Genomic DNA, 24,451 nt, shown 5'->3' with positions numbered 1-24,451 from the left:
ACACGTCAACGGTTGCGAGAGCCACGCGTCGCTGACGCGACGGTGGCTCTCGCCCCATCGAGGAGTGTCAAAGGACAAGCTAACACCGTATCTCAGAGCCTTTCAGCTCCGCTGCGAACTCTACAGAAAACCAGGTGACGAAGCGCTCAAACATGCTCTTGATGCTGCTCTCTGAAAATCAACAACGTGCTTCACAAGAGCGTACTCCGTAATGGTTTGAGGAAATGAGGTCGAGAAGTCGATTATGGGAGTCGCGCTTCTCGACCTCGTTGAGACAGCACTACGTGTAGCCAAACAAGCGTTGGGGAAGCGAGCGGGCAAGCCCGACTCGGGCGGGCTTGCCCGCGAGGCCCACATCGTCGCACACTGTATTCGCAAGGAAGAGGGACACAGCTACGCCGAACTCGTTGATCGAGTGAGTCTCATGCCAGCTGTGTGCGACCGCCTCGGCGTCCACCCGGACGCGCCACCTGATCCAACCACGTTCTATCACTCCTTCGACCGCTACGCGATGTACGTCTGGCGGGCGTTGCTGCGCATCTCCGCGCAGCAGTATACTATACTCTTCAATAAGCGTTACCCGGTAGTTTGTTTTTAGAGAGTGATCATCGGAGACCACCAAGGAGAGTACATTGGGAGATGTATTATGATGCTGAATGATTCTCAGTCGAGCTAGCCATACTGGATATATGAAATCAGGATAACTTTCGGTAGAGATCAACCACAGTTTGAAAAATATCGTCGTAACTCCTATTTTTAGAAACATACTCTTTTCCTGCAGCTCCCATCTTTTGTCTGGTAGCCGGATCGTTCAACAGTGTCGTTATCGTGTCAGCAAACGCTTCGGGGGTGTAATCGACGGCTTTCCCACCTCTGCTCACCTCAGTCATTTCAATCTGTTCCGGTGTCCGTGTCGTTACTGCTGGCACCCCCAAGTTCAGGTATTCGAGCACTTTTGTGGGAGAATTAGTTCGAAATACACCATTCGGTGGAAGGGGAGATAATCCTATTGCCGCACCCTTGATAGCGCGATGTAGGTCTGTCTCGTTAATCCAACCAGTAAACACAGTTGCATCGCTGACTCCGTGTGTTTCGGCAAGGGTCCGAAGTCGGTCCTGTCGCCGTTTGTCTCGCCCACCGACAAGAACGAGCTTCGTTTCGGGTTTCGACTCGCGAACAATTGACAGCACCTCGAACAAGAATTCGAGGTTACGAAGCGGATTCATGCTCCCCATGTAGATCAGATATCCACCCTCATTGAGGCCGTAGTCCGAACAGAACGGCTCAGGATCTATCTCATCTGCCGTGAGCGACGTATCTGCACCCATAGGGAGCGAATACATAGGTGTATTTACACCTCTCTCCTCTTGGTGGTAGCGCGACATCGCGTCGCTGATCGTAAACACCGCATCGACAGCAGATAAGAGTCGATCTCTTAATTCTCTCCCTGCCAGCCCTTTTCCGTAGTCAACTAAGCTATATCCGTCTACTCTGTTCTTATAGCCGAGCATGAGCGTCTCTGCTTTGAGATGAGAATGTCGAAATACTATGGGAATATTGTGGGTATGTGCTAATCGCCGGGTCGGAGGTATCGCTGCAAGGTCGTTCCGAACTTGGACAACATCAAATCCCCCTTCTGAATTCCATATCGAATCAAGCCACTTCGTTCCTTTCTTTGAACCAACGCTGAAGACATTTCGATACCGATATACGTAGTCCGGAGCCACGTATACCGAACTTCCACGCCACGTTTCTCGAGAATTAGCGTCGTTACCGGATGGTCGCATAACCCATGTCACGGTGTGTCCCGCGTCTTGCCACCGTTTCGCATAAACTTCCCGCATGAACGGTTCATCACACGGGAATTCCCAGTCCGCCAATATCAACAGATCCATAATTGATTACAGCTTGAGATACGTCCACTTTGTCCTGTCCTCTTATGAACCTCTCTGTTTTGTCGGGGTTCTATAGATACTTGATACGATTGTAACATCAGAACAATCAAGCCGTTCGCTATAGTAGCAATGTACACTCCGAGAATCCATCTGATCCCCAATAGCCATGAAAAATGTAGTGCTTATTGTAATGGATACTGCCCGGATGAATGCCTCGCAACATCTTAACTGCCTTCTGGAGGATGCGACGCGGTTTGATCGGGCATTCAGTGCGAGTCCCTGGACTCTTCCATCACATGCTTCCATCTTCACTGGTCTCTATCCCTCTAAACACGGTGCACACGCAGGTCATAAACAGTTAGAACCAGATGTTCCAGTACTTGCCGAAGTATTCCATGACGCAGGATACGAGACAGTCGCCGTGTCAAACAACACGTGGATCAGCAACGAGTTCGGGTTCGGTCGCGGTTTCGAAAAATTCCACAAGACATGGCAGTATGTCCAGAGTGATACCGACCTTGGACGGATCGCTCGTACTACAGAAGGATTTAATCAGTTCCGAACCCTCGCAAAAGCCGTTTTCGATGGGAATCCAGTCGCGAACATTGCTAATGCGGCATACGGAAAATTCTTCAGAAAACAAACTGATAGCGGTGCAGAGCGAACGAATGAGTGGATCGACCAATGGTTCACCGAGCGAGACCGCTCGCGACCGTTCTTCTTGTTTATCAACTATCTTGAACCACATCTTGAATACCGGCCTCCGAAGGAGTTCGCAGAACAGTTCCTTCCCAGCAATACGTCGTACGAGGACGCGATGGAGGTCCCTCAGGACGCCTGGGGATACATTTCGGGGACTGTCGACATGACCGAACGGGACTTCGAGATACTCCAAGGGCTGTATATGGCGGAGATCTCGTATCTCAACCACCGTATCGGGCAACTCCGTGAGACGTTACAAGCCGCCGGAGAATGGCAGGACACAGTTTTTGTCGTGACAGGAGACCACGGAGAGAATATCGGAGACCATGGCCTCATGGATCACCAGTACTGTTTGTACGATACGTTATTGCACGTTCCATTACTCGTCCACGGCGATATGTTCTCAGGTCGAAACGTCGTAAGCGATATCGTCCAACTGCCTGACTTGGGACCGACACTGCTTGACGCGGTCGATATCGAGGCACCAGATTTTAGAGAACAGACACAGGGACAATCATTCCATCCTGAGTCGGACAATAACGCCCGCGAGTATGCCATTGCGGAATATATGGCTCCACAGCCGTCGATGGAGGCTCTGAAAAAACGAATAGGCCATTTACCGGACAATGTCACCAAGTACGACCGATCTCTGCGAGCGGTCCGGGGTACCAAGTGGAAACTGATCAGGGGTTCCGATGGGTCGATAGAACTTTATGATATCATGGCTGATCCGGATGAAGTTAACGAGCTATCTGAGATCAACCCGGATGTAGTGCAGAATCTTGAGTCCGAACTTGACGCTTGGTTGGCTTCCTTCGAACATACCGATCACGATGGCAATGTGGATATGCGGACTGAAACGCGGGATCGACTCGAAGACCTTGGCTATCTTCAGTGATGATCTTCTAAGCCGGAATGTTGAAATTCTACACTTGTAAATAAGTGTGGGAGAAAGACCCTAATACCACCTATATCGACGGTATCCGATAGTTCAATCTTGCACAGGCGATCATCGATGAAAATCGCCGGTCAGTTTGGACAGTGTTGCCGTCGTCTGTTCGACAGTGTAGTCCCAGTCAAATGTCTCGTCGACAACTTTCCGAGGATTTTCCATTGAGCCGTCCAGTACAGTCTTTATTCCAGCAGTAAATCTATCAACGTTGCCAACTGGTACTGCTACTCCAGCCTCTTCTATTAGTGGTGCAACCTGCTCTAAGTCGCTCACCACAACTGGAACATCAGAAGCCATCGCCTCCAGCACTGTTCGTGGCAATCCCTCTGCTCGACTAGGTAATATTAACACGTCTCCAGCCCGATATATTGCTGGCATCTTTTCATAAGGCACCTGACCTAGAAACTCAACCGCACTGAGGTTTCCTCTGCTTTCCATTTTTGAACGTAATGGTCCATCACCTATGATGTACAGTTTCGCGTTCAACTCTTCTGGAAGACGTGACACAGCATCGACCGCAATTTCCGGTTTTTTTCCCTCAACCAATCGACCAACAAACAATACTACCGGCCCATCGTGGTCGACCATATCGCTTCCTTCTCCGTTTGGTGTGAACCGGTCAGTATCTACACCGTTCGGAACAACTTCAATACGGGAATCGATGCCAAATCTCCGAACGCGTTCCCGGTCTTCTTCAGTGTAGCAAAAGACAACGTCAGCCTGATCGAACGTCCACCGGCCTGCCGTGTGCAGGTAGAAATCGAAAAGCCATTTCGGTGCGTTCTGGCTGTACAGTCCGTGGTTAGTGATTGCCAACGGAATATTACCTATCTGACGCTGAATCGCTGCTAGGTTCGTCGAAAAGTAGAGATGTGAGTGGGCGTGGATGACATCGAAATCTCTAGCATGACAAAGGAATCGCGACACACCGGTGGAGATCTGGTTACCCAGCACCTCCAGCGTCGGTGCTCTTCGGACAATGGAGTATCCGTCTCGCACTTCCTGTCGTGGTAAACTCTTATCGTCGCTTACTGTTAGTACAGTCACATCGTGGCCTACTGCGGCCTGATCCCGTGACATTGCGTGGACGTGATATGTCCCGCCTCCAGGCACCTCAGGATAAAGGTTCTGAGCAACCCTCAATATCCGCATATCGGTTGCCTTTCTGTGGCCACATCAAGAAGATGCTGGTTTCCCATCTCAAAAAAGCAGATGCATAGCCGTAACGACTAATCTGTTCCCCCGGCACTGTCTAGTTCTGGATTACCTCAGCTGGCGTTCGTCCGTCGAGTGCTTGGTTCGGTCGTTCGTGGTTGTAGTGGTGTCTGAATCGTCGTAACCACTGTTTCGCGCTGGATTGACTACCCCTCCAGAAGGAGTGAAAGCGGTCGATTCGCATGGTCACAGTCTGGAACCACTTTTCGATGTGGTTCCGGATTCGGTAGTCGAGCCGACCGCTCAAATCGTGACGTGAGAGGGCAGTCAAATAGCCGCCAGCATCAACGAGAAACACTGTATCGGCAACATCGTGTTTCTGAGTGAGCCGGTGCAGGAACGTCGTCCTCAGAAATCAAAGATTTCTGATGGGCTGCACGAGAACTCTGTTCTCGTGAACGCCGCGGGGTCAGTCCCGCGGCGGCTGAACACGTCAACTTCGAGAAGTAGCTTTGATTCAGTGTCGACAGCGGCGTACAACCACTTCTTCTCCCCGTCTACTTCGATTTGTCTCTCATCGACCGCGACCCGCGACGGCTCCGCCGGCGGCGGGTCGCTCTGTGCTTCAGACAGTGTATGCACCCAATTCCAGACTGCTCCGTGAGAACGATCGACACCCAACAGGTCTAAGATAGCAACCGTCTCCCTGATCGACAGCCCCGCAGTATGGAGACGCACCCCAAACCGCCGGACGGGTGTCGGGGTGCGCTCATTCTCCCAACCCTCTTGGCTGTCCTCATCTAACGTTTCTCTGAGGGGGTCTGCGAGTTGCATGGACACTTCTCGCTACGGCCTCCTCACTTCTCAAACTCGCTCAACTAGACAATGCCCACGTAATTGTCATGTAACCTACTTTATTGGAGTTGTCTACGACTCCCATACCACTCACAATTCACCTAATTACACTCAACGAACTTTTTGACGCCCTTCGGATACTTTCTGTCGACTACGTCACTGTCCACCCACGCCGGTCCGCCACCACAGGTCCGTCACCGTCTCACGACCGACGGGCCGCCAGTGACAGCCAGTCCATTCTTCTTTATGCCGGTCCCACCCAGGGCCGTCCGGGCGCGGTTCGAACTGCAACCGTCGCCACACCCCACTGCGGTCTCTGTACCGGATATCAAGCGACTCGTCGGTCGATGCATAGTCAGTTGCTGTGCCGTCAGTGCCCGGGTCGTCACCGGACGCACATTCGTTTTCAGACATGGTTCGTGACACCCGGACCGCTTTCCAGGCGCCACTCCGCCACGCGGCTGAATACCGTCCGAATATTCTATCTGTACCCGATAAACGGTCAGTACGGTTCGTACACAAGCCGCTTGTGGTCCCAGTCCTGCTATAGAATCAGAGTAGTCTCAGAACCCGTAGCGGTCGTGGGCTTCGTCAATCGGGAGAATTTCGAGCACACGAACCTCTGTCTCATCTTCTGCAATCGTATAGAAGGCTGTGTACGTCCGGGAGATATGCATCCGGTAACGGTCTCGGCGGCCGTCGATAGGCAGTTTTTCTTTATCTCCGCGACCCTGACCAGGATACGGGTTTGCGGCAAGATATTCGAGTTTCTCTTTGCAAATACGTGTCGTCTTTTCGTCGGCGGCTTCGAGGAAGGCACGTGCATCGGCGCCTAACAACACGTCGTATTCAGACATCTTCAAGTGCAGTCAGATCCTCAGAATCGGCTTCTTCAATATCTCTGAAACGATTTTCGAGTTCTTCACGGCGACGCTGTCGAGCGAGGTCTTGGAGCAGGTCGTCGTAGGTCTGTCCCGGATCTTTGAGTTCGTGTAGTTCTTTGTGGGTCTCTTCGGTGACTGGAATGCGTTTGTCGGCCGACATTACACTATCAGTCCTTACAACCCTGACAGTCTTAACAGCATCGGTAGCCACTTTTATATTACTAATCGGGCCATCTGTACACTTGCTACACAGTTATTTCAGAGGTGACAGAATTATCCTGTGAATGAGTCTATGACAGACTCAAAGGAAGAAATCGGCCACAGAACCGCTATCTAAAAAGGAATTGTATGAGCATTGGGAGTGCGACGACTGCGATTGGTTCCTTGCCCAACACTAACATACTATTGGCCTATCTACCAATAGATGAGGATGGTCTCGCAAACCGACGACGACCCAACTCATACGAGGACACAAAGGGCCGAACTGCACGTCACACCGGACCTCGACCCAGACAGCATCACGTTCCCAGGAATGGTCGACCTCTGGGAACGGTTCTGGAGCGACATTCTGAAATACGAGTTCGAGGTCCAGTGAGGCCATCACACCATGGTGATACCCAATGAACGATACCACGCCGCCGCTGCACCCAATGGAGCGCGAACAGCTTCGGGCCGAATCAACCCTCGTCGTGACCGTGAAGTCGTCCAGTGAGTTCCACGACGACATCACCGACGGGATCGAGGCGCTCGAACAGGGCGACGCGGTGGATTCCACGCCGACGCTCTCGTTCACCAGCTACGACGACCTCATGGAGCCGCTGACGCCGCGCGTCCTCGATCTCATCGAGGCCATCCGCCGGAAAGAACCAGCCAGCATCAACGAAACCGCACGGGTCGTTGACCGGGACGTGAAGAACGTCCACGAGGAACTCAGCCGGCTCGCCCAGCTGGGCATCATCTTTTTCGAGGAAGATGGTCAGAGTAAGCGCCCGGTCGTCTGGGTCGATGAACTCGTCATCACTCTCCCGTTCGATCCAGAGGTAGGCGACACGACCACTGCCGCCCCGTGAACCCGCAGTTCAACTGACGCAGTAACGCGGAGTGTCCTTGCTCAGGGGACGAGCGAAGCGAGTGTGTCAGGAAAGTGCGTTCGCATAGCAGCGGCCCAACCTACGGCGGGTTAGTGGCGTTGTTGAGCGGGGCGACACTCCCGGTATCGTAGCCAGCCCGCCATAACTGATGGACGGCACGGGAGACGAGGACGAGTTCCGTCACGCTGATACAGGACGTGCCGACATCGCCGTTACCGCTCGACGCGTGTGGCGGCGGGTGATGACATCCTCCACGCCGTGAACGGCGCGGAGGATGTCATTTCGAAGAGGGAATGACCGCGTTCGACTCCTTCCACGCGGCCACCGCCGAGACACGCGGGTATCCAATCTTGGGCTCCGACAAAGCGTACGATGGTGTCGATTCGGAGCGGCTTCCGTTAGAGCCGACCGACGACGAGTGATCGACCAAGAAGGGGTGTTTCTACTACGATCTCACGAATCATCCGCTGGCACCATCGTCAGCTGTGCGACGGAGCCGTCGAGCCGGCCACCTTTCTCCGGGCGCGTTCGTGGAGGCGACGCTCCTTGACAGCAGTGGTCCAGTCACCGAGTTCCACGTACACGTCGTCGACCTGCTCCGCGTCGAATTCGAGGACATCGACCTCTGCGGGCGAGTCGGCACCGTATTCGTCGCGGTAGGCCTCGATTCGGTCGGTCAGGTCCGACACGCGAGCCTGTAGCTCATCGATGGTGTGCTCCCGTGCTAGCTCGGTCACCCGCCGCCACTCGAAGTAATCGTCGTTGCGCTCGTACCTGACCGGTCGACCCTCGTGCCGGATCACGATGCCGAGTTCAACGTAGAAGGACAGGTGTGACCGTGCCGACTCCGCTGAGCAGTCCGCCCGGTCGGCGATATCGGCGGCTGTCATCGGCTCCCGGGCGTGCAACACTGACCCGTACACGCGCTGTTTCGTGTCCTCGTCTTCGAACGGCCGCTCGAACGGCGGCGGGCCGCCGTGATGGGTGTCTGTCATACTTCTACTAACGGACTTGCGCCACATATTTCTTCTGCAGGCAAAATATATCAGCTGGTGCAGTGGTTTGCCGTCATTCTCGCTTCTAGATATCGGGCGTCGCCGCTCTCAGCGAGTGAGTGCATTGGGTTCGCTCCCACATCGAGGTCATACTCCACTGAGTTCGGTCAGTATTTGCAGAGCCTATTAGAGCACGTTTCGTGTGCTTTCACTCGGTATTCCGAGGGCGACGCTGTAGAGTGAGAGAGTACGTTTCGTATGCTTTCGCTCAGTCGTCTGAGAAAGACATCGTTGAGAAAGAGAGTACGTTTCGTATGCTTTCGCTCAGTCGTCTGAGAAAGACATCGTTGAGAAAGAGAGTACATTTCGTGTGCTTTCACTCGGTGTGTGTGGCTATCTCCGTCCGCGTTTCCAAGACGATCGTCGGATCAAGATCCAGTTCATACTCGTAGTACTGCCCACCGCTCAACCCCTTATTCTGCTCATGTCGTCGAAGGAACCCCAGCATATGGAGGTCCGAGAGGTGGTCTTGAATGCTCTTCAGTGTCGACAGCGGCGAGGCCGCATATGAGTCGGCGACCTGTTCGTACGTTCGTTGGATCTCCTTCGACCGCGCTGGGACCTCACCGCTGGTCTGGAGGTTTGCGATCGCTTCCAAGATATACTGTGCGTGTTCGGTTTGGTCTCGGATCTTGTTTGTTACTCGACCGCGCTGGACTCGTTCCCGTGCGGTCTCGATGTGTGTGTCCGTCATCGGTATTTCACCGTTCTGTTCGGCTAACTCCGCGCCGACGCGGAGCAGATCGAGCGCTTGCCGCGCGTTCCCCATGTCCTGTGCGGCTAGCGCCGCCGCCTTCGCAATCGCTGATGTGTCACACGCCTCGTCGACGAAGGCTCGGTCCGCACGATGTTCCAGGATCGTTCGCAGTTCTGCGGCGTCGTACGGACCAAAGGAAATCTCGGTCTCCATCAGCGTGTCCTTCACCTTCGGTGAGAGCGTCTGTCGAAAGGTGTAGTCGTTGCTGATTCCGATCACGCCGACCTTTGCATCCGTGATGTGACCGTTCGCTCGCGCGCGTGGTAGCTCGTACAGTAGCGTATTCGCATCTTCTAGATGGTCGATTTCGTCGAACACAACGAGGTGCGTCCCGCCGATGCGATCGAACTGTTGATACAGTTCGTCGAACGCGTCTCCAGTCCCAAGTCCCCGCTCCGGGAATCGACTGGCGTGTTCCGGAAGTAGCCCGTTGACGAGGCTGCGAACCACCATAAAAAGCGTCCGCCCGTTGCAGTTGACGGTGTGGGTGTGGAGCTCGTCGGCGGCCTCTCGCGTCGGTACCTCCTCGCGCAGTTCGTCCAGCATATACTTCGTGACGGCCGTCTTCCCGAGTCCGGCTTTCCCGTACACGAAGATGTTCTCCGGCTTTCGACCGAACAGCACGTCCTGAAGCGCGTGGCTGTACGCTTCGATCTCCTCGTCGCGCTCGAGGATCGTCTCTGGTTGGTAGCTTTCCGTAAGCACTGCCTTGTCCGCAAATACGGTTTCTGTGAGATCGTCGAACGGGCCACCCATGGATATAGTATGTAGATCAGTACATGTATAAAACTACGTGTTGTCTGCTTCGTGTGCTTCTTCGAAGCTCGATTTCAGACAGAGATGCCCGTTATGTCATCGTCTCTTTGTGAGAAAGAGAGGGAAAAGCATACGAAACGTACTCTCTCACTCCGAAGCGAGCGCATTACAACCACCAGAGCAGTAAGCACACGAAATCCACTCTCCCTGTGATGCTCACAAAACTGTAGTCAATCGGAAGCACGCGGAACGAACCCTCTTCTACCAGCTAATTCCCTGAGCCGGCCGCAAGCCGAATCATATCCAGACTCCCTACCGAGCCAAGTTTGGTTGTCAACTGCACCTGTATCGCCCTTATGATTACTCTTACCCCATGATGTCGACTGCTCTTCGAGGCACTGTGGGATGAGACGTGGGAGCAGTTAGTTTTCCACGCTGAATGTGTGACAACGTGGGGGTGATACGAGAACTGTCGGTGGTTGCCTCCGAAAACACTTGACACGGTGGGGTGGGTGTCCTCACAACACGACGGCTGGACCCAGTTTTCGCTCGGCACAGGGTGTGAGATCCAAACGCTCATCGTCTATCCGTTCCGGTGAGCCGCTGCTCGACTACCTCAAACGTGGCCGAACGGCGTCATCATACGAGACTCCAGCCGATTGATTACCGGCCAACGCGCCCCAGACGGTCCCCGCCCACGAAACACTCGACACGGTGGGGTGTTGAGCACTCACCTCGTTTTGCTCCACCGACCCGCTGGCTCATCTGTTATATACTCGGCTTTCTCAAAGAAGAGAGGGAAAGCACACGAAACGTACTCTCTCACTCTGAACTGATTGCCCCATCACCACCGGGTAGAAAGCACACGAAATCCACTCTCGATGTATTCCGACCCCGTCACCGGTCGAAAGCATACGAAACGTACTCTCACTTCACTGTATCGACCTCCGTGCCCGCCTCCAAGCCGGCTAGAATGACACCCGAAACTGATTGTTCTACGTCTATGCATCGATGACTCGTTCCACTCTTGATTCGCCTGAGACCACTCGATGGATCTCCAACGCTCTCCTCGTCGACTGTAGCAGCGGCATCACTGGAACGTCAGTGTGTCCGGAACGAGTCGGGGGACGACCCCGTCGAAGTCGTCGTCGAAACTCAACACGCCGTCTATCTCGTGGTATTCGACCATTGCGACGGTCATCGCGTCGGTGAAACTGAGTTCGTGGTCAGCGTACGTCTGGTGGACGGACACGGCACGATCGAAGAGAGTCGGAGACGAATGGAGTAGTTCGATGGCCGAAGGGTACCCTGATCCACGAATACGCCGTCCCACTTCGAGACCGGCGTCGACATTCCCTGTCCGCATTTGCGTTAGCGTGACAGTTTCGTCGTAGACGTAGTTGCTCGTCATCACGTGACCGTATTCAGCGGACGAAAGGACGGCATTCAGGGCGTCAGTGCCGACCGTGTGTCGGCTAGCGTCGGTGTCGTGATGGGCGTAAAACACGCCAGTGTCGACGAAGACGCTCATCCGTACAGGATATCGTCGATATCGTCTTCCGTCGTTTCGACACCGGAGGCGATCGTTCCCTGGTTGAATTCCTCAAGTTCCGTTTCGTTCAGGGCCTGTGTTCCATCTCGGAACGAATCAACGAACTCCGAGCGGGAGTCAACTGCCGATTGAATCAATGTTGAGAGGATTTCTTGTTGGGTGACCTTCTTCCCCGTTTTCAGCCGAATCTCCGCCTGTAGCTCTTCGAGCTTGGATTTTGCGTCTTCATCCATCTTGACTGCTGTTGACATATATGTGAGTTGTAGCTACAACGTGGTTAATGTTTCTACTAAAATTAGCGATGGCACATCTGAATCACAGATCCATCTACTGAGTTCCAGCAGCCACGTAATTGTCATGTGACTTAATCGATTAGGACCGTCTCCGAGTCCTGTACCACTCCCGATTCAGCTAATTACACTCAACAAACTTTTTGACGCCCTTCGGATACTTGCTGTAGACTACGTCATTGCCCACTAACGCCGGTCTGCCACCATAGGTCCGTCACCACGCACGGCCAGCCGGCCGCCAGTGACAGCCAGTCCATTCTTTTTCATGCCGGTACCACCCAGGGCCGTCCGGGCGTGGTTCGAACTGCAACCGTCGCCACAGGCCACTGTGGTCTCTGTACCGGATCTCGAGTGACTCGCCTGTCGATGCATGGTTAGTTGCTGTGCCGTCAGTGCCCGGATCGTCACCGGGCGTCCATTCGTTTTCAGACATGGGTCGTGACACCAGGAAGGTTTTCCAGGCGCCACTCCGCCACGTGACCGAATACCTTCCGAATATTCTATCTTTATCCGAGAAACGGTCAGAAGCCGTAGTGGTCGTGGGCTTCGTCAATCGGGAGAATTTCGAGTACACGAACCTCTGTCTCATCTTCTACAATCGTACAGAAGGCTGTGTACGTCCGGGAGACATGCAGCCGGTAACGGTCTCGGCGGCCGTCGATAGGCAGTTTTTCTTTATTTCCGCGACCCTGACTAGGATACGCGGCGAGATATCCGAGTTTCTTTTTGCAAATACGTGTCGTCTTTTCGCCGGCAGCCTCGAGGAAGGCACGTGCATCGTCGCCCAACAGCACGTCGTACTCAGACATCTTCAAGCGCAGTCAGATCCTCAGAATCAGCTGCTTCGACGTCTCTGAACCGATTTTCGAGGTCCTCACGGCGACGCTGTTGAGCGAGGTCTTGAAGCAGTTCGTCGTAGGTCTGTCCCGGGTCTTTGAGTTCGTGTAGTTCTTTGTGGGTCTCTTCGGTGACTGGAATGCGTTTGTCGGCCGACATTGCACTATCAGTCCTTACAACACTGACAGTCTTAACAGCATCGGTAGTCATCTTCACATCGCTAATCGGGCCATCTGTACATTCACGCCGCTTTCTTCGCCTAGCACAAGCCGCCCACATCAGTGGACGCGCCAAAGCACTTGTATACGTTGCAAACAATGTAAACAGTATGGGAACGATCTCTACACGAGTACCCGACGAGTTAGAAGCCGAACTCGACGCGTATCTCGATGAGGAGAACCTCGACCGGAGTACAGCCGTTCGAAAACTCCTCTCGGAGGGACTCGACGAGTGGCGTCGCGAACAGGCCCTCGACCAGCTTGCAGCCGGGTCCATCACCTTCAGCAGGGCGGCTGAAATGGCAGGACTGTCCGTCTGGGACTTTGCGCAACTCGCCAAGGAGCGTGATATCACCTGGGTTGCAGACGATCATCTCGAAGCCGACCTTGAGGCACTGTGAATGTGGGTCTTCGACGCGACACCGCTTATTTACCTCGGGAAGGTTAGCCAGCTCTCACTCGTCGAACAGGTTGCAGAACCATGTGTCCTCCCCGAGCGCGTCTATGAAGAAGTCGTTACCAGCGGCCTCGAAGCGGGTTATCCGGATGCCCGTCGGATCGAACGGAGCGTCGAAGCCAACAGGTTTGAGGTTATCTCGGTTGGGGCAACCCCACTCTACTCGCGGCTCCACGGAAATAGCAATCTTAGTGACGCTGACACCGCTGTGCTTGCCTGCGCTGACGACCACAATGGTGTTGCCGTAATGGATGAGACGTACGGGCGAGACGTTGCAGCCGCCGAGGGGATCACCACACGGGGCACAGCATTTCTCGTCCTGAAATGCACGAAACAGGGTGCGATTAGCAGCGACGATGCACGCATCATCATCGATGCGATGCTCGACGAGGGGTGTTACTGTGCGCCTGCTGTCTACACAACGATTCTACAGAAACTGGAGACACTCTCCGACTGATGTTGTGGAGGCCATAGGAGTTACCCCTCATCGGCACTGCGATACGTCGCCTTCGGAGACAAAGACCGCCTCAATGACAATTGTGACTATCCTACAATAACTCAAGAACAGACGAGAGGAGCAGTTTCACTCCCCCGCAAAATACAAGACCGATTCAGTAGGTGGTGATATCGACGTCGGTGACGGGTGCTCGCCCGACCGGCCGCCAGCGATGGCCGGTCCACTCTTCCTCAAGGCGCCACCAGCCGGGGCCATCATCGCGGTCGACGAACCGAATCCGACGTGGATCTGCGTTGGCTGGGGCATATTCGATGCTCACTGTTTCCGGGTCGAGATCCGGGTCAACACCGCGGCGTGCTGTTGTCGTGTCCGTGTCCTCACCGCTCTCGTTTGACACACTGTCTGACTCGTCGCCGGCATCCGTCGGCTCGGGTTCGTGGTGACGGTACTTCACGCTCTTTGGGGTGCCCTCCCCGTCACCGAAGAAGTACTCGGCTTGGGCGCTGGTCAGCCGTGGACCCTCGTAGTACTCCTTGTAGTGGGAGTTCCAGGCGTTGCGGTGTTCGATCGGGAGTTGGCGATGCCACTGCCGGTAGGGCGGTTCATCTACCTTGTGGACATGGACATGACAGCTTTGACACAGCGGGATCACGTTCGCGACACGGTCGTCGGTGTCGTCGCCGTTGATGTGGTGCAAGGAGAGCTTGTTCTGGCGTCGTTCGCCCTCGGTGGTATTCAGCCAGCTTTCGGGCGACCGGCCACAGATGAGGCACTCCCCGCCCCATGCATCGCGGACCGCCTGCCGGATGCCGCCGCTCATTGTGACGGACACCTATGGTTGGCTCGCCGTCCAGCACCGTAGCGGTGCATCACCATCACCGGCTGGCCGTCCAGTTGTAGACGTTGGTTGTATCGAGTCAATACGACTGTCCGTATCACACCTGTGACTGCCCGCCACATCGACCATGAGACGGTCGAACCGGCGGCAGCCACGGGTGTCGTGTTGGTTGTTGTCGTCGCCATAGTTCCGAGAGGGGTCGGTGCGGGTGACCCCCTTCACCGAGTCCCTCTCACCCACATTGAGGGGTACAAACAGATCCGGTGGCAAACCACACAGCAGGCGATATCTAAGAATAACAATGAAAGATATCCCCCTATCTCGAGTTAGCTCCTGCATAGGCAGGCTGTGGGGACCTGCTATTCTGAGTTCGACTGGCTCACGTGCTATGGATTTCGATGTGCAGCCACGTCGTGAATGACAACATCTCGGCTGCCGGCGGGATTCACATATTTTCGGGACAGGAAGACTCAAGAACTCAGCACTGAGTCAGCAAGTTGCTGTCGGCTCAACTGGATCGGTAAGATCAACACACAGAACGGCCGCATCGGGCCACCATTCGGCAACGTACCGCGTCGTGGTCGTGTGATGATACTTGTGTTGCTGGAGGAACCGTCGACAACTCACTTCACCGGTATACCCTGTATCATCGATCTTGTAGGCGCGGTCTGTAATCTCACCAGATAAGTTCTCAGCAGGAGTGTCGATCGGTCGTACAAAAATGAGATCCAAATCGCGATGCGTCCCGAGGCGGACGTAGTCAGCTGTAGTAAAATGTGGCTGATAAACACCTGAATTCAACCGTAGCTCGTCGTCCTGAGAGATGGTAACCGATTCAGCGGTCGGTGCTCCGGAGGGGCTTTGCTCAATCATTGGTGGTCGGTCCCAAATATTCGCTTGAACGTCGTTGCTACGCGTCACTCTCTGGTTCGGCTTCCGTTTTGGCTCCCGATCCAATCTCACTCCGATCGTCAAGCCCATGAATTAGCGGCTCCCGGAGGACATCTTCAGCAGCAATGTTCCACCCCTCAGGAAACGCCGGCTTGGTGTCGAGTCCAGGCAGGTCCGGGGAGACGAGCCCGCGTGGATAGCGGAATGAAACACCGGGATAGCTATACTCCATTCCTAACTCCGTTGAAATTCGCTTCCGTGCGTAGTAATCTTTTCTGTACTCCCCGAAGATGTGGTTTCCAGGGTGATCGTGCGTGCTGAGTTGCTCGATCCAGTCTTTGATAAACGGCCGGCACTCGCGTTCGAGTATCGGATCGTCGTTCTCGTGTTCAACGAGGAACGTTTCGAACGCTTGCTGATGGCTCTGTTCGTTCCGTGTGGACGCTTGTTCGACATCCCAGTGGGCGGTCATGTCCTGTTGAACGAGTTCTTGTGCCTCTGGATCATAGCAGTAAAGCGCCTCAACGAACTGAATATAGCTCAGATCAACGGGCCGATGACACGGGCGTAGTTTCGTGTTCTCGATGCCCGATTCCTCACTGCAAGTCTGTACCGGCTTCCCGTACTTGTTCTCGACAACGTAGTGGTCGCCATCTTCGTAATATCGTGGGACGTTGAACTCGAACGCCTCGAAGGGCTCCGTTGCGTCTCCCCGTGCAAGGATTTCGTCGTCATGGATGAGGAGATACTCGCTGTCACAGGTGAGCCACCATTTGGCTTCAGCGACCCCGTCGGGCAACAGCATTGTCTTCCCGTTGACGACGATTTCCCCTGAGCAGTTATGTACTCGTGTTTTGATGGGGTCTCGCTTCTTCATCGGGACAGCCAGACTGTTGAGTGCCCAGTTTCCAAGAGTATCGAGTGATTCGGTACGCCCGTTTTCATCCGTTTGGGGTACCATCACAGTAATTGTTTTGTAGCCCCAGACCGCCTGGCGGATGAGATTCGTGTAGAAACTCCCGGCCTTAGATCGCGTTCGATACTCAACTTCGACAGCGAAGATTTCGCCGTCGTCACGACGTACCCAGAGGTCCGGACGCGATCCGGTGTCTTGCCTGACGATAACCACATCGTACCCCTCGGTTTCGAAGGCGACAGCGACGTTCTTGATCGCTATCCAGTGGTCTTCTGTACCGTCATTGGCGGTTGTTGGCTCCTGATCGAATGCTGTGTCTTCGACCGGTGCATCAACGCTGATCGTCACTTCATCTGGGAGAATCTCGTCGGGGTCGATCCCGACTTCGTCGATGTCAGGGCCAGTCGCTTGTGGGGCCTTTTGCCATGGGTCAACGCCCGGATCCACGGTGCCAAGTCCGACGTAGTGTTCGAGATCAATCTCACGAGCGAGAAGACTCGTGTACGCACAGCGATTTTCAAGCACATCTGACGCTCCATACTGTCCCCGCCGCATCTGATCGAATTCTGCTTTGCCAGTGATAAGCGATTGGCCCGTACTGAAATGGGGTAGTTCGCTGTCACGGGCGGGCATCACTCCCTCCTGATCAAGCCACGAGACGTTATACCCGTCATCGATAACGGCGAGACTCGATGAGACTCCGAGGTTTGCAAACGAGTCGGCGGGGTCACACTTTCGGCCGAATCGAAGACAGTCGGCGTACTCACTCTCGGTGCTGATCTTGTATTTTGGATTAAACAGGAAAATCCGAACGGTGACTTGGTACTCGTTGCTCTCCGGGAGCTGGCTTGACCGGCGATACAGCGCGTGATAGAGGAACGGTTCACCGGCGAGAGACTCAAAAAGGGCGTTTGCGTCCGCATCGGCGACTTTCTCACGACCTGCTGGCTTCTGATTCTGATTTTCCATCACGAGCCGCGTTCCGAGTGCCGGTGACGAGTCGAAGGCTCCCATCGGCAATAGACCAGTACGGATCTCAAGTGACTCCGGGAGTTCGGCCTTCAGTTTCTGATATGTTGTGTGTAGCGGTTCTGGGAGTGAGTCGACGTCGCTCGAGAAATCTGTGGTTTTGCGCTGAACCGACGATTGTCGGGACGGTGTATACGCTCTGAAAGCGAACATCATCCCATCAGCGACTGGCCAGCCAAACTCCTCGACTCCGTCAAAGGTGAGTTCGGCGTCATCAAAGAGATCAGAAAGCACCGTCGAACCGCACTCTGGACCGGAATTGAATGTCTCACTCATTGATGCGGGTACTTTGACGAACACGACTTCTGTGCGGTCGTACTCAGGCGCTTCATGCTTTGATGGTTGGATGCTAATACTGTGATGATAGGAGGGTGATTGGCCCTCCGAGTCGGACTCTGTCTCCGACTGTGACTCTGTTTGGGTCGTTGCCATTGTGGTGGGTTCAGTGATTCGAGGCTGGTTGGTCGTTGGCTGGCGTTTCAGCGAGCGGCACTGAACTTTATGATGGGGCGTGATCAGTCAGTGCCAGCCGCTGGTCTTGCTGAGTCTCAGGTGGTAGTATTGAGTGGCTACTTGGGCAGCGTTAGTCGCCTGACGGCGACGGTGGGACGGCCCAAGCACGGCCACGGAGCTCTCGCTGACCGTCGACGGCTGTGCGCTGGATCGTGACGCTGTCTTCAGCAGTCAGTGCCTTGTTTAGCGCCGTTTTGTAGGGCTTGAACCCGCTCTCAGCTTGGAGTTGGTGAGTACACACCGCTGTGAACTCGTCGTAGCCAATCGTTGCTGTCGGGGACTCGACTGTCCGCTGGGCCAGCATTCGGCTGACGGTCGCGGTGACCTGCTGGAATCTAGCTCGGTCGTCGCGGGCGTCTTCTTGCGACAGTTCCTTCACCGGCGTTACCCCATCGCCGGACACGTCCGGGAGCGCGTACACAGTACTCTGTGTGAGCGGCGCTGTCGACGGGACGGTGAGGGGGAGTCCGACTGGATGCCAGGTGGTCGGCCGCGGGGTCGTCTGGTGGTCTTTGAGCGGTGTAATGGCTGGATGTGCCTGCTCCCCGGCCTGGCGCTGGATGTCGGTCCAGACGCCGTCTTCGAGTGTAACGGTGTCTTCTTCGAGGTCGTAGGTGGCCAGGATGCGATCTTCGTGTCGTAACTCGCAGACGCGAGCACGATCTGTGTCAGCGCCAGTGCCACGGACCCACCAGGCCGGCGCGGTGGTGTCGGCTGCGGTGACGACTACCGCGCCGTCGTGTTTGAGGACCTGCGTCCGGTTATAGAACCGGATGCCGTCGCCAGTCCACTTCATAACGGGAGCTTGCAGCCACTGGTAGATGCAGGTCCCGGTCACTTCGTCAGGGGTGACGATTATGTGGGCCCTGTCGCGTTGTGTGGCGTTATACGCTGCCTGTATCGCCGGCTCGGGTTTGTTCCCCGCGTTGATAACAGTCACATCTGCCGGCTCATCATCAAGATAACAGTGTAACTGGACGGCTGAGTGGCTGTCCGTACGCGCATCCCGTACGTGAGTAATGCGCGGTGTTGCCGCTAAGGCGTCGGCCACGTCGGTCGATATCGCCGAATGTGTATTGTGCTTGCTCATTGTTTCGTGGGGTCGACCCCCTACGAACACCATCGATAGGGGATGTAAAAATCGCTGTTAGAGTCAGTGGTCTGTCGAAGAATACTAAATATACATTTGGTATCGGTCGTAACAAAATCCAGTACTTGCGGGATTTTCATTCTGCGGTGGGTTCTTGCACTGTTTTTGCACTGTTTTTGCACTGTTCTTGCACTGTTTTTGCACTGTTCTTGCACTGTTTTTGCACTGTTCTTGCACTGTTCTTGCACTGTTCTTGGACCAGATCTTCGAGTATTCTTCAGTGGGAAAGGAGGGATTCAGCAGCTAGTCTTTCCCATGGGTTATGGGTTCAGCGGCCGGTTTCGGTTGTGAAGCTGTGGGTTTCTCGTCGAGTTTTGTCTGTGCTCAAGCGTGTACTGTCCTCAGGATGAACGTCGGTAGGTTTTGCGATAGACTCCTCTTCGTGTTCGCCAAGCAATCCACTGCGAGTTATCTGCGGGTGTCTCGACGCGGCTCTGCAGTGTCGCTGTTTTCATGGCGGCGCCCCCTGGAGAGTACAGAATGTTTGTAGCAGCGTTTGCAGTGAGTGCTTGAGTGTATTTAGGTCGTGCCTCGCTCCTTGCTGGCTAACTGGTGACGTTTGGGTGCTTTACCCCAGTTCAATCCCTGAGGTGCCTCAAGACGTGTAGTCGCAACCACTACGCATGATCGTGATCGCGGTGTGTGTCCGACGACCTTGCGATAGCCTTCGCACAGTCTCAGCCGATCGTTAGCTGGGCTCGCAACTGACTGGTGTCTTAGCGCTGTCCGTTTCTGTCCTTGATTGTGGATGGTCTCGCGCTGGCTGTTGTCTGCTGGGACTGAACGTGTCGCATAGACGTATCATGGCGTCGGGACACGGACACGTTGCTTTGGGCTTGGCTCTGTCATGGTTGAGTCCGTCCTCGATACTGCTAGCACGAGTGTCTGTGCTGAACTACCCTTGCGAAGCGGCGGAGCACGTGAGTTCTGCTGTGTCGTTGCTGGTGTGTAGGGAATGCTGGATTGTTGGAGAGCGTGTGATCGTGGCTTGCGAGAGTCATGCTGATTGTGCGTTGAGTTTTCACTGTTTGTGTAGTCAGTCTTCGTTGAGTTTTCGTTGTTTCTGTAGTCAGCCTTCGTTAGTTTTCGCTGTTTGTGTAGTCAGTCTTCGTTGAGTCTTCGCTGTTTGTGTAGTTAGTCTTCGTTAGTTTTCGCTGTTTGTGTAGTCAGTCTTCGTTGAGTCTTCGCTGTTTGTGTAGTCAGTCTTCGTTGAGTCTTCGCTGTTTGTGTAGTTAGTCTTCGTTAGTTTTCGCTGTTTGTGTAGTCAGTCTTCGTTGAGTTTTCGCTGTTTCTGTAGTCAGTCCTTGCTGAGTCTTCGCTGTGTGTGTGGCTGTCCTTTGTGGAGTAGCGTTGGCCGTTCGATGAAACTGTGACCAGGCCCCAATAGAGTAACAAAGCCATCTCGAGAGTGTGCTTGCACAGTGCTGAAAGTACACCGCGTGGTTGGTGACACGACGATGGGTCTGCTGGTGGCTTCGTGAGACACTCATCTGGCGGTGTGGCGTGTGACCGCCGCTTACCGCGGGCGGGAAGACATGAACCGACCGCTGGCTCAAGCCGGACGTCGAACCAGATCATATTTTGACCGGTACTGGACCGCTCTCTGGCGGCTGAAAGCCAGCTGTGTGGCATGGTGGAAGGCACCGACAGAGCTGTGAGGGACCGACCGGCACAATCGCAAGACGGCGGCGGCTGCAAGGCACCCACCACCGACTGATATAATACTAATATGCATGTCTCGTTGGGTACACAGGTGACTAACACAAACACCTCAGGGGGGGACCCGAGAGCAAGGACAACCGGCTCAATCTCAGCGCCAGCTAGGAGGCCCCGACACGGATACACTCCCCCAACTTCAAAACAGCATTCCGCTATAGAGACGGTCCCAGCAGACACCCCAACGATGACATCAGTATCAACGGTCGCAGACACCAGCCGATATCAGCCCCCAACTAGCCGATCGCAATCAAGCACCAGTCGACCGACGGTCAACACAGCAGTGCAGGTCTGTCCCACCAGAGACAGCGCAGTTGCGACGGCGGCAAGCGAACGCAACCGTTCGCACCCGACGACACCCGGGCCGTTCTCAGGGAAGCTGTCACACACCACTCAAATGGGGCCACCCACATCCGACCTACCACTCCACTTGACACTACTCCCACTCCTTCCTGTATGAGTCCCCACTCCGCTGCCGCCCGGAATCTAAAACTGCTGTCGACCTCCCTCGGATAGACACGGGCCAGTCTGGCCAGTAGCTTCGGCGCACGTTCATCGCCGCTGTAGTTACCGTGTGAGACATTCACAAAAAGATCTCATCCGACAGCGTCGATGTAGTCGCCAGTCCCAAGGCGAGTGAGCGATGGACCCGACACAGGTGCACGCAATTCCAAATCCATCGTGACATCCGGAGACGAACGAAGCGTACCCTGTGTCCCACTGGGTCGCGGTGGAAACAGATGTTTCGCGACCAGTCCTGTTCTCGCGGTCGGGGTGGCTCAACCGACTCCGATCGCGAGGGATGGGGGCGGGGCAACTGTCACCGCTTGTGTCTCCAACTCGGATCGAAGGACTGGCAACGCCGATCGAATCTCGGTCGTGAGCGATCTACCATGTGACTCGCTGTCATCTCCTGCGACCATCAGATACACTGCTGTTTGCATCCGGTTCCGTTACTCGTGTTGGGTCAGCTATGCCAATGGCCAAACCCCCGTGACCGAATCGTTGCCTCTCCGGGCCATTGGTAAAACATGTTTGATATTTTACCCTTCAATCGAGAATACTGTTATCAAGAGAAAACTGTTGGGAATTTTTGCCGTGTCGGTTTATGTGGCTTGGCTCGACCGAGCCGTACCGAGGCCAGGTCTAAGTTAACGACGCTTCAGTGTGGTGGCTACTCAGCTATGACCCAGCCCGCTTTGTGCCGACTCGACTGCCCGTCGTAGGGGTGTCGCCGTGTGCTGTCTACTGGGGTTTTTTCATCCCATTCAACTGCTTCGAGGACTTCCTGTTGGTCTATGCTTTTGCGGGCTGGCGGCCGATACGTGAGTCCCATTTCTTCGAGTTTCCGGGGCAAATATGCAGCCGCGTACTCGACGTCAAACTCGGTTTGCAGGATCGACTCGACTGTCTCTGTCGAGACCGGCTGTTGGCTGGCAATCCGCTCGAGGAACGCTTCCTGCTCTGACTCTGAGAGTTTTGGTGGCCGCCCACCCCCGTAATCAGGGAGCAAGGCGTCGAGGCCGCCATCGTTCCACCGGTGTAGCCAGCGATACCCGGTTGATTCCGAGCGGCCCTCCCGAACAATCGCTTCTGTAACCGAATCCCCCCGATACAGATTCTTGATAAATCCCAGTCGCCGGGCGCGTTTACCGTTATCGGCCGCTTTCAGTTGGTGGTCTAACTCCGCTTCGGAGAGCCAGCGTTTTACCGATACTGCATCGCCCATTGGCATGATACTATTCTCAATCCTTTTCTAAAATCTGTTGTCTCGGGACGGGGTATTATCTGACTGTTTTACCCGCCGTTGAGTCGTTTTGTTATCGGCCGTCGAGACGGGTTGGTCCCTTGCAACCGTCTTCGAATCTGGGTTCGCTGGCGGCCGCTATGTCCTGGGTTCCCCTAGGTGAATGGGGCTTCCGACCAACTCCTGGGTCCCTCCTGAATCAGTATTCACATGCCATCGGCAGAGTAGTACGGTGGGAGTATTAGTATTATATCAGTCGGTGGTGGGTGCCTTGCAGCCGCCGCCGTCTTGCGGTTTCTGGCAGTGTTGCTCCACAGTTATTTGGATGCCACACACCGTGGCTCACAGCTGCCTGACATAGGAACTGGATTGTGGGAGTGTCTGTGAGTTTCCGCTGGAGATCTCTCGTGAGTTCGCGCATACTCGGCTTATCGAACGAATATGAACAGCGATCGGTCGTCAATGGGGGCGTGTCTTATAATTCAGACAGCACATTGACCGGCAGATTATCTGGTTAGTAGTGTCCTAACTGGCAGAGAGTACACTATTCAACCTATTGAGGATAAACAAAAAGAGCGGGTAACCATCCCGTCCACTCGCAACACTCGATTGTTTACTTCCTGTTTTCGTCCACGCAGTCGATGGACCCGATTTGTGACTCCCAATCTTCCGTGGCGTAGCAATCGTCGGGTGCAGTGTCGAATAGTTGGGTCACTGCATCCAGTGACCTCAGCCGTCTGGCAAGCGTTTCGGCGGCGTCCGTGTGAATCTGAACCCCGTCAGTAACCCGTTCGATCGCTCCGATAGCTTCGAGACGGCTCAGCGCAGTCACAACCTTCGATTCTGGACATTCGGTTCCGTCAGCAATTGCTGCCGGTGTCACTGTCGATTTACGATGGGCACACAGGAAACGGAGGATAGCGTATGTGTCCGTTCCGGGCGTTGTTTGAAGGAGGTCACTGTGACGAAGCATCTCTTCAGGGGTCCCCATACCTGCAGATATAATTCGCCACAGTAAAGTAGGTTTTCTGGTCACCTCAAACGATGCTCATCGAGAGCGACCACGTCGATAGGGCCGTTCGTCGCAGTTCGGCGATACACGTCGTTCGCGTTTCCCTAAAGCGCCACACCTGCGACTTCGCCGCCAAACGCCACCTCGTACAGCGTCTCGCCAACGACGACATCCGGTGCGTACAGCACGTCCAGTCCGGCCTCGGCGCGGTCGAAGATCGTGCTTGCCTCCTCTGGGAGACTATCAACCAGATATCGCAGATACCCCATCGAACCGACGACATACTTCGTCACGTATCGGGCGTCTCCTTCGTCCGCCGGTCGTGTATCCGCTGAGTCAGTTCCTGTGCGATTTCTTCGCGCGTGTCCTCATCAGTATCATCGGGCACCAACATTCCGCGTCCGCCGCCGTCGACTGCCTTCGTTAGCATGACGCCATCTTCTGTCTCGACCCACTCCACGCTGTCACCCGGCTCGATACCGTACTTCTCACGGAGATCACGTGGAATCGTCGTTTGCCCCTTCTCCGTGACTTTCGTCGTTTCACCCATAACTGAGTATTACACCCCGTATTATTTGAATTCCCCGTCGGCCAGGTCGTAGTGGTTGGCTTGGAGCATCGTCCAGCATCCGAAGTGTCCACTGGACGTCGTAGGTTATCGCGACCCTGTTGACTACTTACCGAATGACTGGGTAGGTCGTTGCGTACACGATTAAAATATTGTTG

General features: G+C 54.7%; 25 protein-coding genes and 3 pseudogenes. 8 read left to right on the top strand and 20 right to left on the bottom strand.

What is annotated here, in order from left to right:
- Positions 1-175: pseudogene (locus G9463_RS03970) on the top strand (IS1595 family transposase); the annotation flags it as partial.
- Positions 176-244: 69 nt separating this feature from the next.
- Positions 245-556 (top strand): annotated as a pseudogene (locus G9463_RS03965) (IS5/IS1182 family transposase); the annotation flags it as partial.
- Positions 557-695: 139 nt separating this feature from the next.
- On the opposite strand, the gene G9463_RS03960 reads toward G9463_RS03965, so the two are convergent.
- The gene (locus G9463_RS03960; protein WP_255458659.1) at positions 696-1,844 is read right to left on the bottom strand and encodes a glycosyltransferase family 4 protein; all 1,149 of its coding nucleotides are present in this window, start codon (positions 1,842-1,844) and stop codon (positions 696-698) included.
- 217 nt (positions 1,845-2,061) lie between these two features.
- Between G9463_RS03960 and G9463_RS03955 the strand changes: the two genes are divergently transcribed.
- Positions 2,062-3,495, top strand: a complete 1,434-nt coding sequence (locus G9463_RS03955; protein ID WP_165896015.1) for a sulfatase — start codon at positions 2,062-2,064, stop codon at positions 3,493-3,495.
- A gap of 111 nt (positions 3,496-3,606) precedes the next feature.
- Here the strand turns inward: G9463_RS03955 and G9463_RS03950 are convergent, their stop codons facing one another.
- The 5 genes and pseudogenes from G9463_RS03950 to G9463_RS03930 all read right to left on the bottom strand — a co-directional run bounded on the left by G9463_RS03950 (position 3,607) and on the right by G9463_RS03930 (position 6,603).
- Positions 3,607-4,701 (bottom strand): glycosyltransferase family 4 protein, encoded by a 1,095-nt coding sequence (locus G9463_RS03950; RefSeq protein WP_165896014.1) that lies wholly within the window; start codon positions 4,699-4,701, stop codon positions 3,607-3,609.
- 100 nt (positions 4,702-4,801) lie between these two features.
- A pseudogene (locus G9463_RS03945) lies at positions 4,802-5,538 on the bottom strand (IS6 family transposase).
- Positions 5,539-5,715: 177 nt separating this feature from the next.
- Positions 5,716-5,973 carry a hypothetical protein gene (locus G9463_RS03940; protein ID WP_165895951.1) on the bottom strand — a complete coding sequence of 86 codons (258 nt, stop codon included), beginning with the start codon at positions 5,971-5,973 and terminating at the stop codon, positions 5,716-5,718.
- A gap of 149 nt (positions 5,974-6,122) precedes the next feature.
- Complete coding sequence (locus G9463_RS03935) at positions 6,123-6,416, bottom strand: type II toxin-antitoxin system RelE/ParE family toxin (protein WP_165896013.1); 294 nt, start codon at positions 6,414-6,416, stop codon at positions 6,123-6,125.
- Positions 6,409-6,603 (bottom strand): hypothetical protein, encoded by a 195-nt coding sequence (locus G9463_RS03930; protein WP_165896012.1) that lies wholly within the window; start codon positions 6,601-6,603, stop codon positions 6,409-6,411. Before G9463_RS03930 ends, G9463_RS03935 begins: the two co-directional genes overlap by 8 nt.
- 270 nt (positions 6,604-6,873) lie before the next feature.
- Here G9463_RS03930 and G9463_RS03925 point away from each other — a divergent pair, with 270 nt between their 5' ends.
- The 3 genes from G9463_RS03925 to G9463_RS24270 all read left to right on the top strand — a co-directional run bounded on the left by G9463_RS03925 (position 6,874) and on the right by G9463_RS24270 (position 7,956).
- Entirely contained in the window at positions 6,874-7,038 is a 165-nt protein-coding gene (locus G9463_RS03925) for a hypothetical protein (protein ID WP_165895950.1), read from the top strand.
- Positions 7,039-7,063: 25 nt separating this feature from the next.
- Positions 7,064-7,513 carry a hypothetical protein gene (locus G9463_RS03920; protein WP_193569525.1) on the top strand — a complete coding sequence of 150 codons (450 nt, stop codon included), beginning with the start codon at positions 7,064-7,066 and terminating at the stop codon, positions 7,511-7,513.
- Between the two features lie 314 nt (positions 7,514-7,827).
- On the top strand, positions 7,828-7,956 hold the full coding sequence (locus tag G9463_RS24270) for a hypothetical protein (protein WP_255458658.1): 129 nt from the start codon (positions 7,828-7,830) through the stop codon (positions 7,954-7,956).
- Between the two features lie 57 nt (positions 7,957-8,013).
- Here the strand turns inward: G9463_RS24270 and G9463_RS03910 are convergent, their stop codons facing one another.
- The 6 genes from G9463_RS03910 to G9463_RS03885 all read right to left on the bottom strand — a co-directional run bounded on the left by G9463_RS03910 (position 8,014) and on the right by G9463_RS03885 (position 12,940).
- On the bottom strand, positions 8,014-8,529 hold the full coding sequence (locus tag G9463_RS03910) for a transcriptional regulator (protein ID WP_165896011.1): 516 nt from the start codon (positions 8,527-8,529) through the stop codon (positions 8,014-8,016).
- A 376-nt stretch (positions 8,530-8,905) separates the two neighbouring features.
- Positions 8,906-10,102 (bottom strand): orc1/cdc6 family replication initiation protein, encoded by a 1,197-nt coding sequence (locus tag G9463_RS03905; RefSeq protein WP_007190747.1) that lies wholly within the window; start codon positions 10,100-10,102, stop codon positions 8,906-8,908.
- Positions 10,103-11,192: 1,090 nt separating this feature from the next.
- A complete protein-coding gene (locus G9463_RS03900; RefSeq protein ID WP_165896010.1) occupies positions 11,193-11,633 on the bottom strand; it encodes a type II toxin-antitoxin system VapC family toxin in 441 nt (146 codons plus the stop codon).
- A complete protein-coding gene (locus tag G9463_RS03895) occupies positions 11,630-11,905 on the bottom strand; it encodes a hypothetical protein (RefSeq protein ID WP_004957296.1) in 276 nt (91 codons plus the stop codon). The genes G9463_RS03900 and G9463_RS03895 overlap by 4 nt, the downstream gene beginning before the upstream one ends.
- 560 nt (positions 11,906-12,465) lie before the next feature.
- Positions 12,466-12,753 carry a type II toxin-antitoxin system RelE/ParE family toxin gene (locus tag G9463_RS03890; protein ID WP_165896009.1) on the bottom strand — a complete coding sequence of 96 codons (288 nt, stop codon included), beginning with the start codon at positions 12,751-12,753 and terminating at the stop codon, positions 12,466-12,468.
- Positions 12,746-12,940 carry a hypothetical protein gene (locus G9463_RS03885; RefSeq protein ID WP_165896008.1) on the bottom strand — a complete coding sequence of 65 codons (195 nt, stop codon included), beginning with the start codon at positions 12,938-12,940 and terminating at the stop codon, positions 12,746-12,748. The genes G9463_RS03890 and G9463_RS03885 overlap by 8 nt, the downstream gene beginning before the upstream one ends.
- A gap of 169 nt (positions 12,941-13,109) precedes the next feature.
- Here G9463_RS03885 and G9463_RS03880 point away from each other — a divergent pair, with 169 nt between their 5' ends.
- Both G9463_RS03880 and G9463_RS03875 read left to right on the top strand, forming a co-directional pair.
- Positions 13,110-13,400, top strand: a complete 291-nt coding sequence (locus G9463_RS03880; RefSeq protein ID WP_165896007.1) for a UPF0175 family protein — start codon at positions 13,110-13,112, stop codon at positions 13,398-13,400.
- Positions 13,401-13,913, top strand: coding sequence for a DUF3368 domain-containing protein (locus tag G9463_RS03875; protein WP_165896006.1), 513 nt, complete (start codon positions 13,401-13,403; stop codon positions 13,911-13,913).
- 154 nt (positions 13,914-14,067) lie between these two features.
- On the opposite strand, the gene G9463_RS03870 is transcribed toward G9463_RS03875, so the two are convergent.
- The 8 genes from G9463_RS03870 to G9463_RS03835 all read right to left on the bottom strand — a co-directional run bounded on the left by G9463_RS03870 (position 14,068) and on the right by G9463_RS03835 (position 24,275).
- Positions 14,068-14,733 (bottom strand): HNH endonuclease, encoded by a 666-nt coding sequence (locus tag G9463_RS03870; RefSeq protein WP_165896005.1) that lies wholly within the window; start codon positions 14,731-14,733, stop codon positions 14,068-14,070.
- Positions 14,734-15,240: 507 nt separating this feature from the next.
- Positions 15,241-15,624 carry a hypothetical protein gene (locus tag G9463_RS03865; protein ID WP_165896004.1) on the bottom strand — a complete coding sequence of 128 codons (384 nt, stop codon included), beginning with the start codon at positions 15,622-15,624 and terminating at the stop codon, positions 15,241-15,243.
- Between the two features lie 37 nt (positions 15,625-15,661).
- Positions 15,662-18,019, bottom strand: a complete 2,358-nt coding sequence (locus G9463_RS03860) for a hypothetical protein (RefSeq protein WP_165896003.1) — start codon at positions 18,017-18,019, stop codon at positions 15,662-15,664.
- Between the two features lie 151 nt (positions 18,020-18,170).
- Positions 18,171-19,190, bottom strand: coding sequence for a hypothetical protein (locus tag G9463_RS03855; protein WP_165896002.1), 1,020 nt, complete (start codon positions 19,188-19,190; stop codon positions 18,171-18,173).
- Positions 19,191-22,140: 2,950 nt separating this feature from the next.
- The gene (locus G9463_RS03850) at positions 22,141-22,701 is read right to left on the bottom strand and encodes a helix-turn-helix domain-containing protein (protein WP_165896001.1); all 561 of its coding nucleotides are present in this window, start codon (positions 22,699-22,701) and stop codon (positions 22,141-22,143) included.
- A gap of 625 nt (positions 22,702-23,326) precedes the next feature.
- The gene (locus G9463_RS03845; protein WP_165896000.1) at positions 23,327-23,704 is read right to left on the bottom strand and encodes a hypothetical protein; all 378 of its coding nucleotides are present in this window, start codon (positions 23,702-23,704) and stop codon (positions 23,327-23,329) included.
- A 125-nt stretch (positions 23,705-23,829) separates the two neighbouring features.
- Positions 23,830-24,018, bottom strand: a complete 189-nt coding sequence (locus G9463_RS03840; RefSeq protein ID WP_121303355.1) for a hypothetical protein — start codon at positions 24,016-24,018, stop codon at positions 23,830-23,832.
- The gene (locus G9463_RS03835; RefSeq protein WP_011223692.1) at positions 24,015-24,275 is read right to left on the bottom strand and encodes an AbrB/MazE/SpoVT family DNA-binding domain-containing protein; all 261 of its coding nucleotides are present in this window, start codon (positions 24,273-24,275) and stop codon (positions 24,015-24,017) included. Before G9463_RS03835 ends, G9463_RS03840 begins: the two co-directional genes overlap by 4 nt.
- Positions 24,276-24,451: the final 176 nt, after the last annotated feature.

Origin of the sequence: Haloarcula sp. JP-Z28 (assembly GCF_011440255.1) — an archaeon.
Classification (GTDB): Archaea; Halobacteriota; Halobacteria; order Halobacteriales; family Haloarculaceae; genus Haloarcula; species Haloarcula marismortui.
The sequence above is the reverse complement of the archived record's forward strand: the minus strand, read 5'-3'. Positions and strand labels throughout refer to the sequence as shown.

What these genes read in the sequence shown, in the direction of transcription:
- G9463_RS03960 (WP_255458659.1), bottom strand. Translation starts at nt 1,844, where the DNA reads ATGCGGGAAGTTTATGCGAAACGGTGGCAAGACGCGGGACACACCGTG.
- G9463_RS03955 (WP_165896015.1), top strand. Translation starts at nt 2,062, where the DNA reads ATGAAAAATGTAGTGCTTATTGTAATGGATACTGCCCGGATGAATGCC.
- G9463_RS03950 (WP_165896014.1), bottom strand. Translation starts at nt 4,701, where the DNA reads ATGCGGATATTGAGGGTTGCTCAGAACCTTTATCCTGAGGTGCCTGGA.
- G9463_RS03940 (WP_165895951.1), bottom strand. Translation starts at nt 5,973, where the DNA reads ATGTCTGAAAACGAATGTGCGTCCGGTGACGACCCGGGCACTGACGGC.
- G9463_RS03935 (WP_165896013.1), bottom strand. Translation starts at nt 6,416, where the DNA reads ATGTCTGAATACGACGTGTTGTTAGGCGCCGATGCACGTGCCTTCCTC.
- G9463_RS03930 (WP_165896012.1), bottom strand. Translation starts at nt 6,603, where the DNA reads ATGTCGGCCGACAAACGCATTCCAGTCACCGAAGAGACCCACAAAGAA.
- G9463_RS03925 (WP_165895950.1), top strand. Translation starts at nt 6,874, where the DNA reads ATGGTCTCGCAAACCGACGACGACCCAACTCATACGAGGACACAAAGG.
- G9463_RS03920 (WP_193569525.1), top strand. Translation starts at nt 7,064, where the DNA reads ATGAACGATACCACGCCGCCGCTGCACCCAATGGAGCGCGAACAGCTT.
- G9463_RS24270 (WP_255458658.1), top strand. Translation starts at nt 7,828, where the DNA reads ATGACCGCGTTCGACTCCTTCCACGCGGCCACCGCCGAGACACGCGGG.
- G9463_RS03910 (WP_165896011.1), bottom strand. Translation starts at nt 8,529, where the DNA reads ATGACAGACACCCATCACGGCGGCCCGCCGCCGTTCGAGCGGCCGTTC.
- G9463_RS03905 (WP_007190747.1), bottom strand. Translation starts at nt 10,102, where the DNA reads ATGGGTGGCCCGTTCGACGATCTCACAGAAACCGTATTTGCGGACAAG.
- G9463_RS03900 (WP_165896010.1), bottom strand. Translation starts at nt 11,633, where the DNA reads ATGAGCGTCTTCGTCGACACTGGCGTGTTTTACGCCCATCACGACACC.
- G9463_RS03895 (WP_004957296.1), bottom strand. Translation starts at nt 11,905, where the DNA reads ATGTCAACAGCAGTCAAGATGGATGAAGACGCAAAATCCAAGCTCGAA.
- G9463_RS03890 (WP_165896009.1), bottom strand. Translation starts at nt 12,753, where the DNA reads ATGTCTGAGTACGACGTGCTGTTGGGCGACGATGCACGTGCCTTCCTC.
- G9463_RS03885 (WP_165896008.1), bottom strand. Translation starts at nt 12,940, where the DNA reads ATGTCGGCCGACAAACGCATTCCAGTCACCGAAGAGACCCACAAAGAA.
- G9463_RS03880 (WP_165896007.1), top strand. Translation starts at nt 13,110, where the DNA reads ATGGGAACGATCTCTACACGAGTACCCGACGAGTTAGAAGCCGAACTC.
- G9463_RS03875 (WP_165896006.1), top strand. Translation starts at nt 13,401, where the DNA reads ATGTGGGTCTTCGACGCGACACCGCTTATTTACCTCGGGAAGGTTAGC.
- G9463_RS03870 (WP_165896005.1), bottom strand. Translation starts at nt 14,733, where the DNA reads ATGAGCGGCGGCATCCGGCAGGCGGTCCGCGATGCATGGGGCGGGGAG.
- G9463_RS03865 (WP_165896004.1), bottom strand. Translation starts at nt 15,624, where the DNA reads ATGATTGAGCAAAGCCCCTCCGGAGCACCGACCGCTGAATCGGTTACC.
- G9463_RS03860 (WP_165896003.1), bottom strand. Translation starts at nt 18,019, where the DNA reads ATGGCAACGACCCAAACAGAGTCACAGTCGGAGACAGAGTCCGACTCG.
- G9463_RS03855 (WP_165896002.1), bottom strand. Translation starts at nt 19,190, where the DNA reads ATGAGCAAGCACAATACACATTCGGCGATATCGACCGACGTGGCCGAC.
- G9463_RS03850 (WP_165896001.1), bottom strand. Translation starts at nt 22,701, where the DNA reads ATGCCAATGGGCGATGCAGTATCGGTAAAACGCTGGCTCTCCGAAGCG.
- G9463_RS03845 (WP_165896000.1), bottom strand. Translation starts at nt 23,704, where the DNA reads ATGGGGACCCCTGAAGAGATGCTTCGTCACAGTGACCTCCTTCAAACA.
- G9463_RS03835 (WP_011223692.1), bottom strand. Translation starts at nt 24,275, where the DNA reads ATGGGTGAAACGACGAAAGTCACGGAGAAGGGGCAAACGACGATTCCA.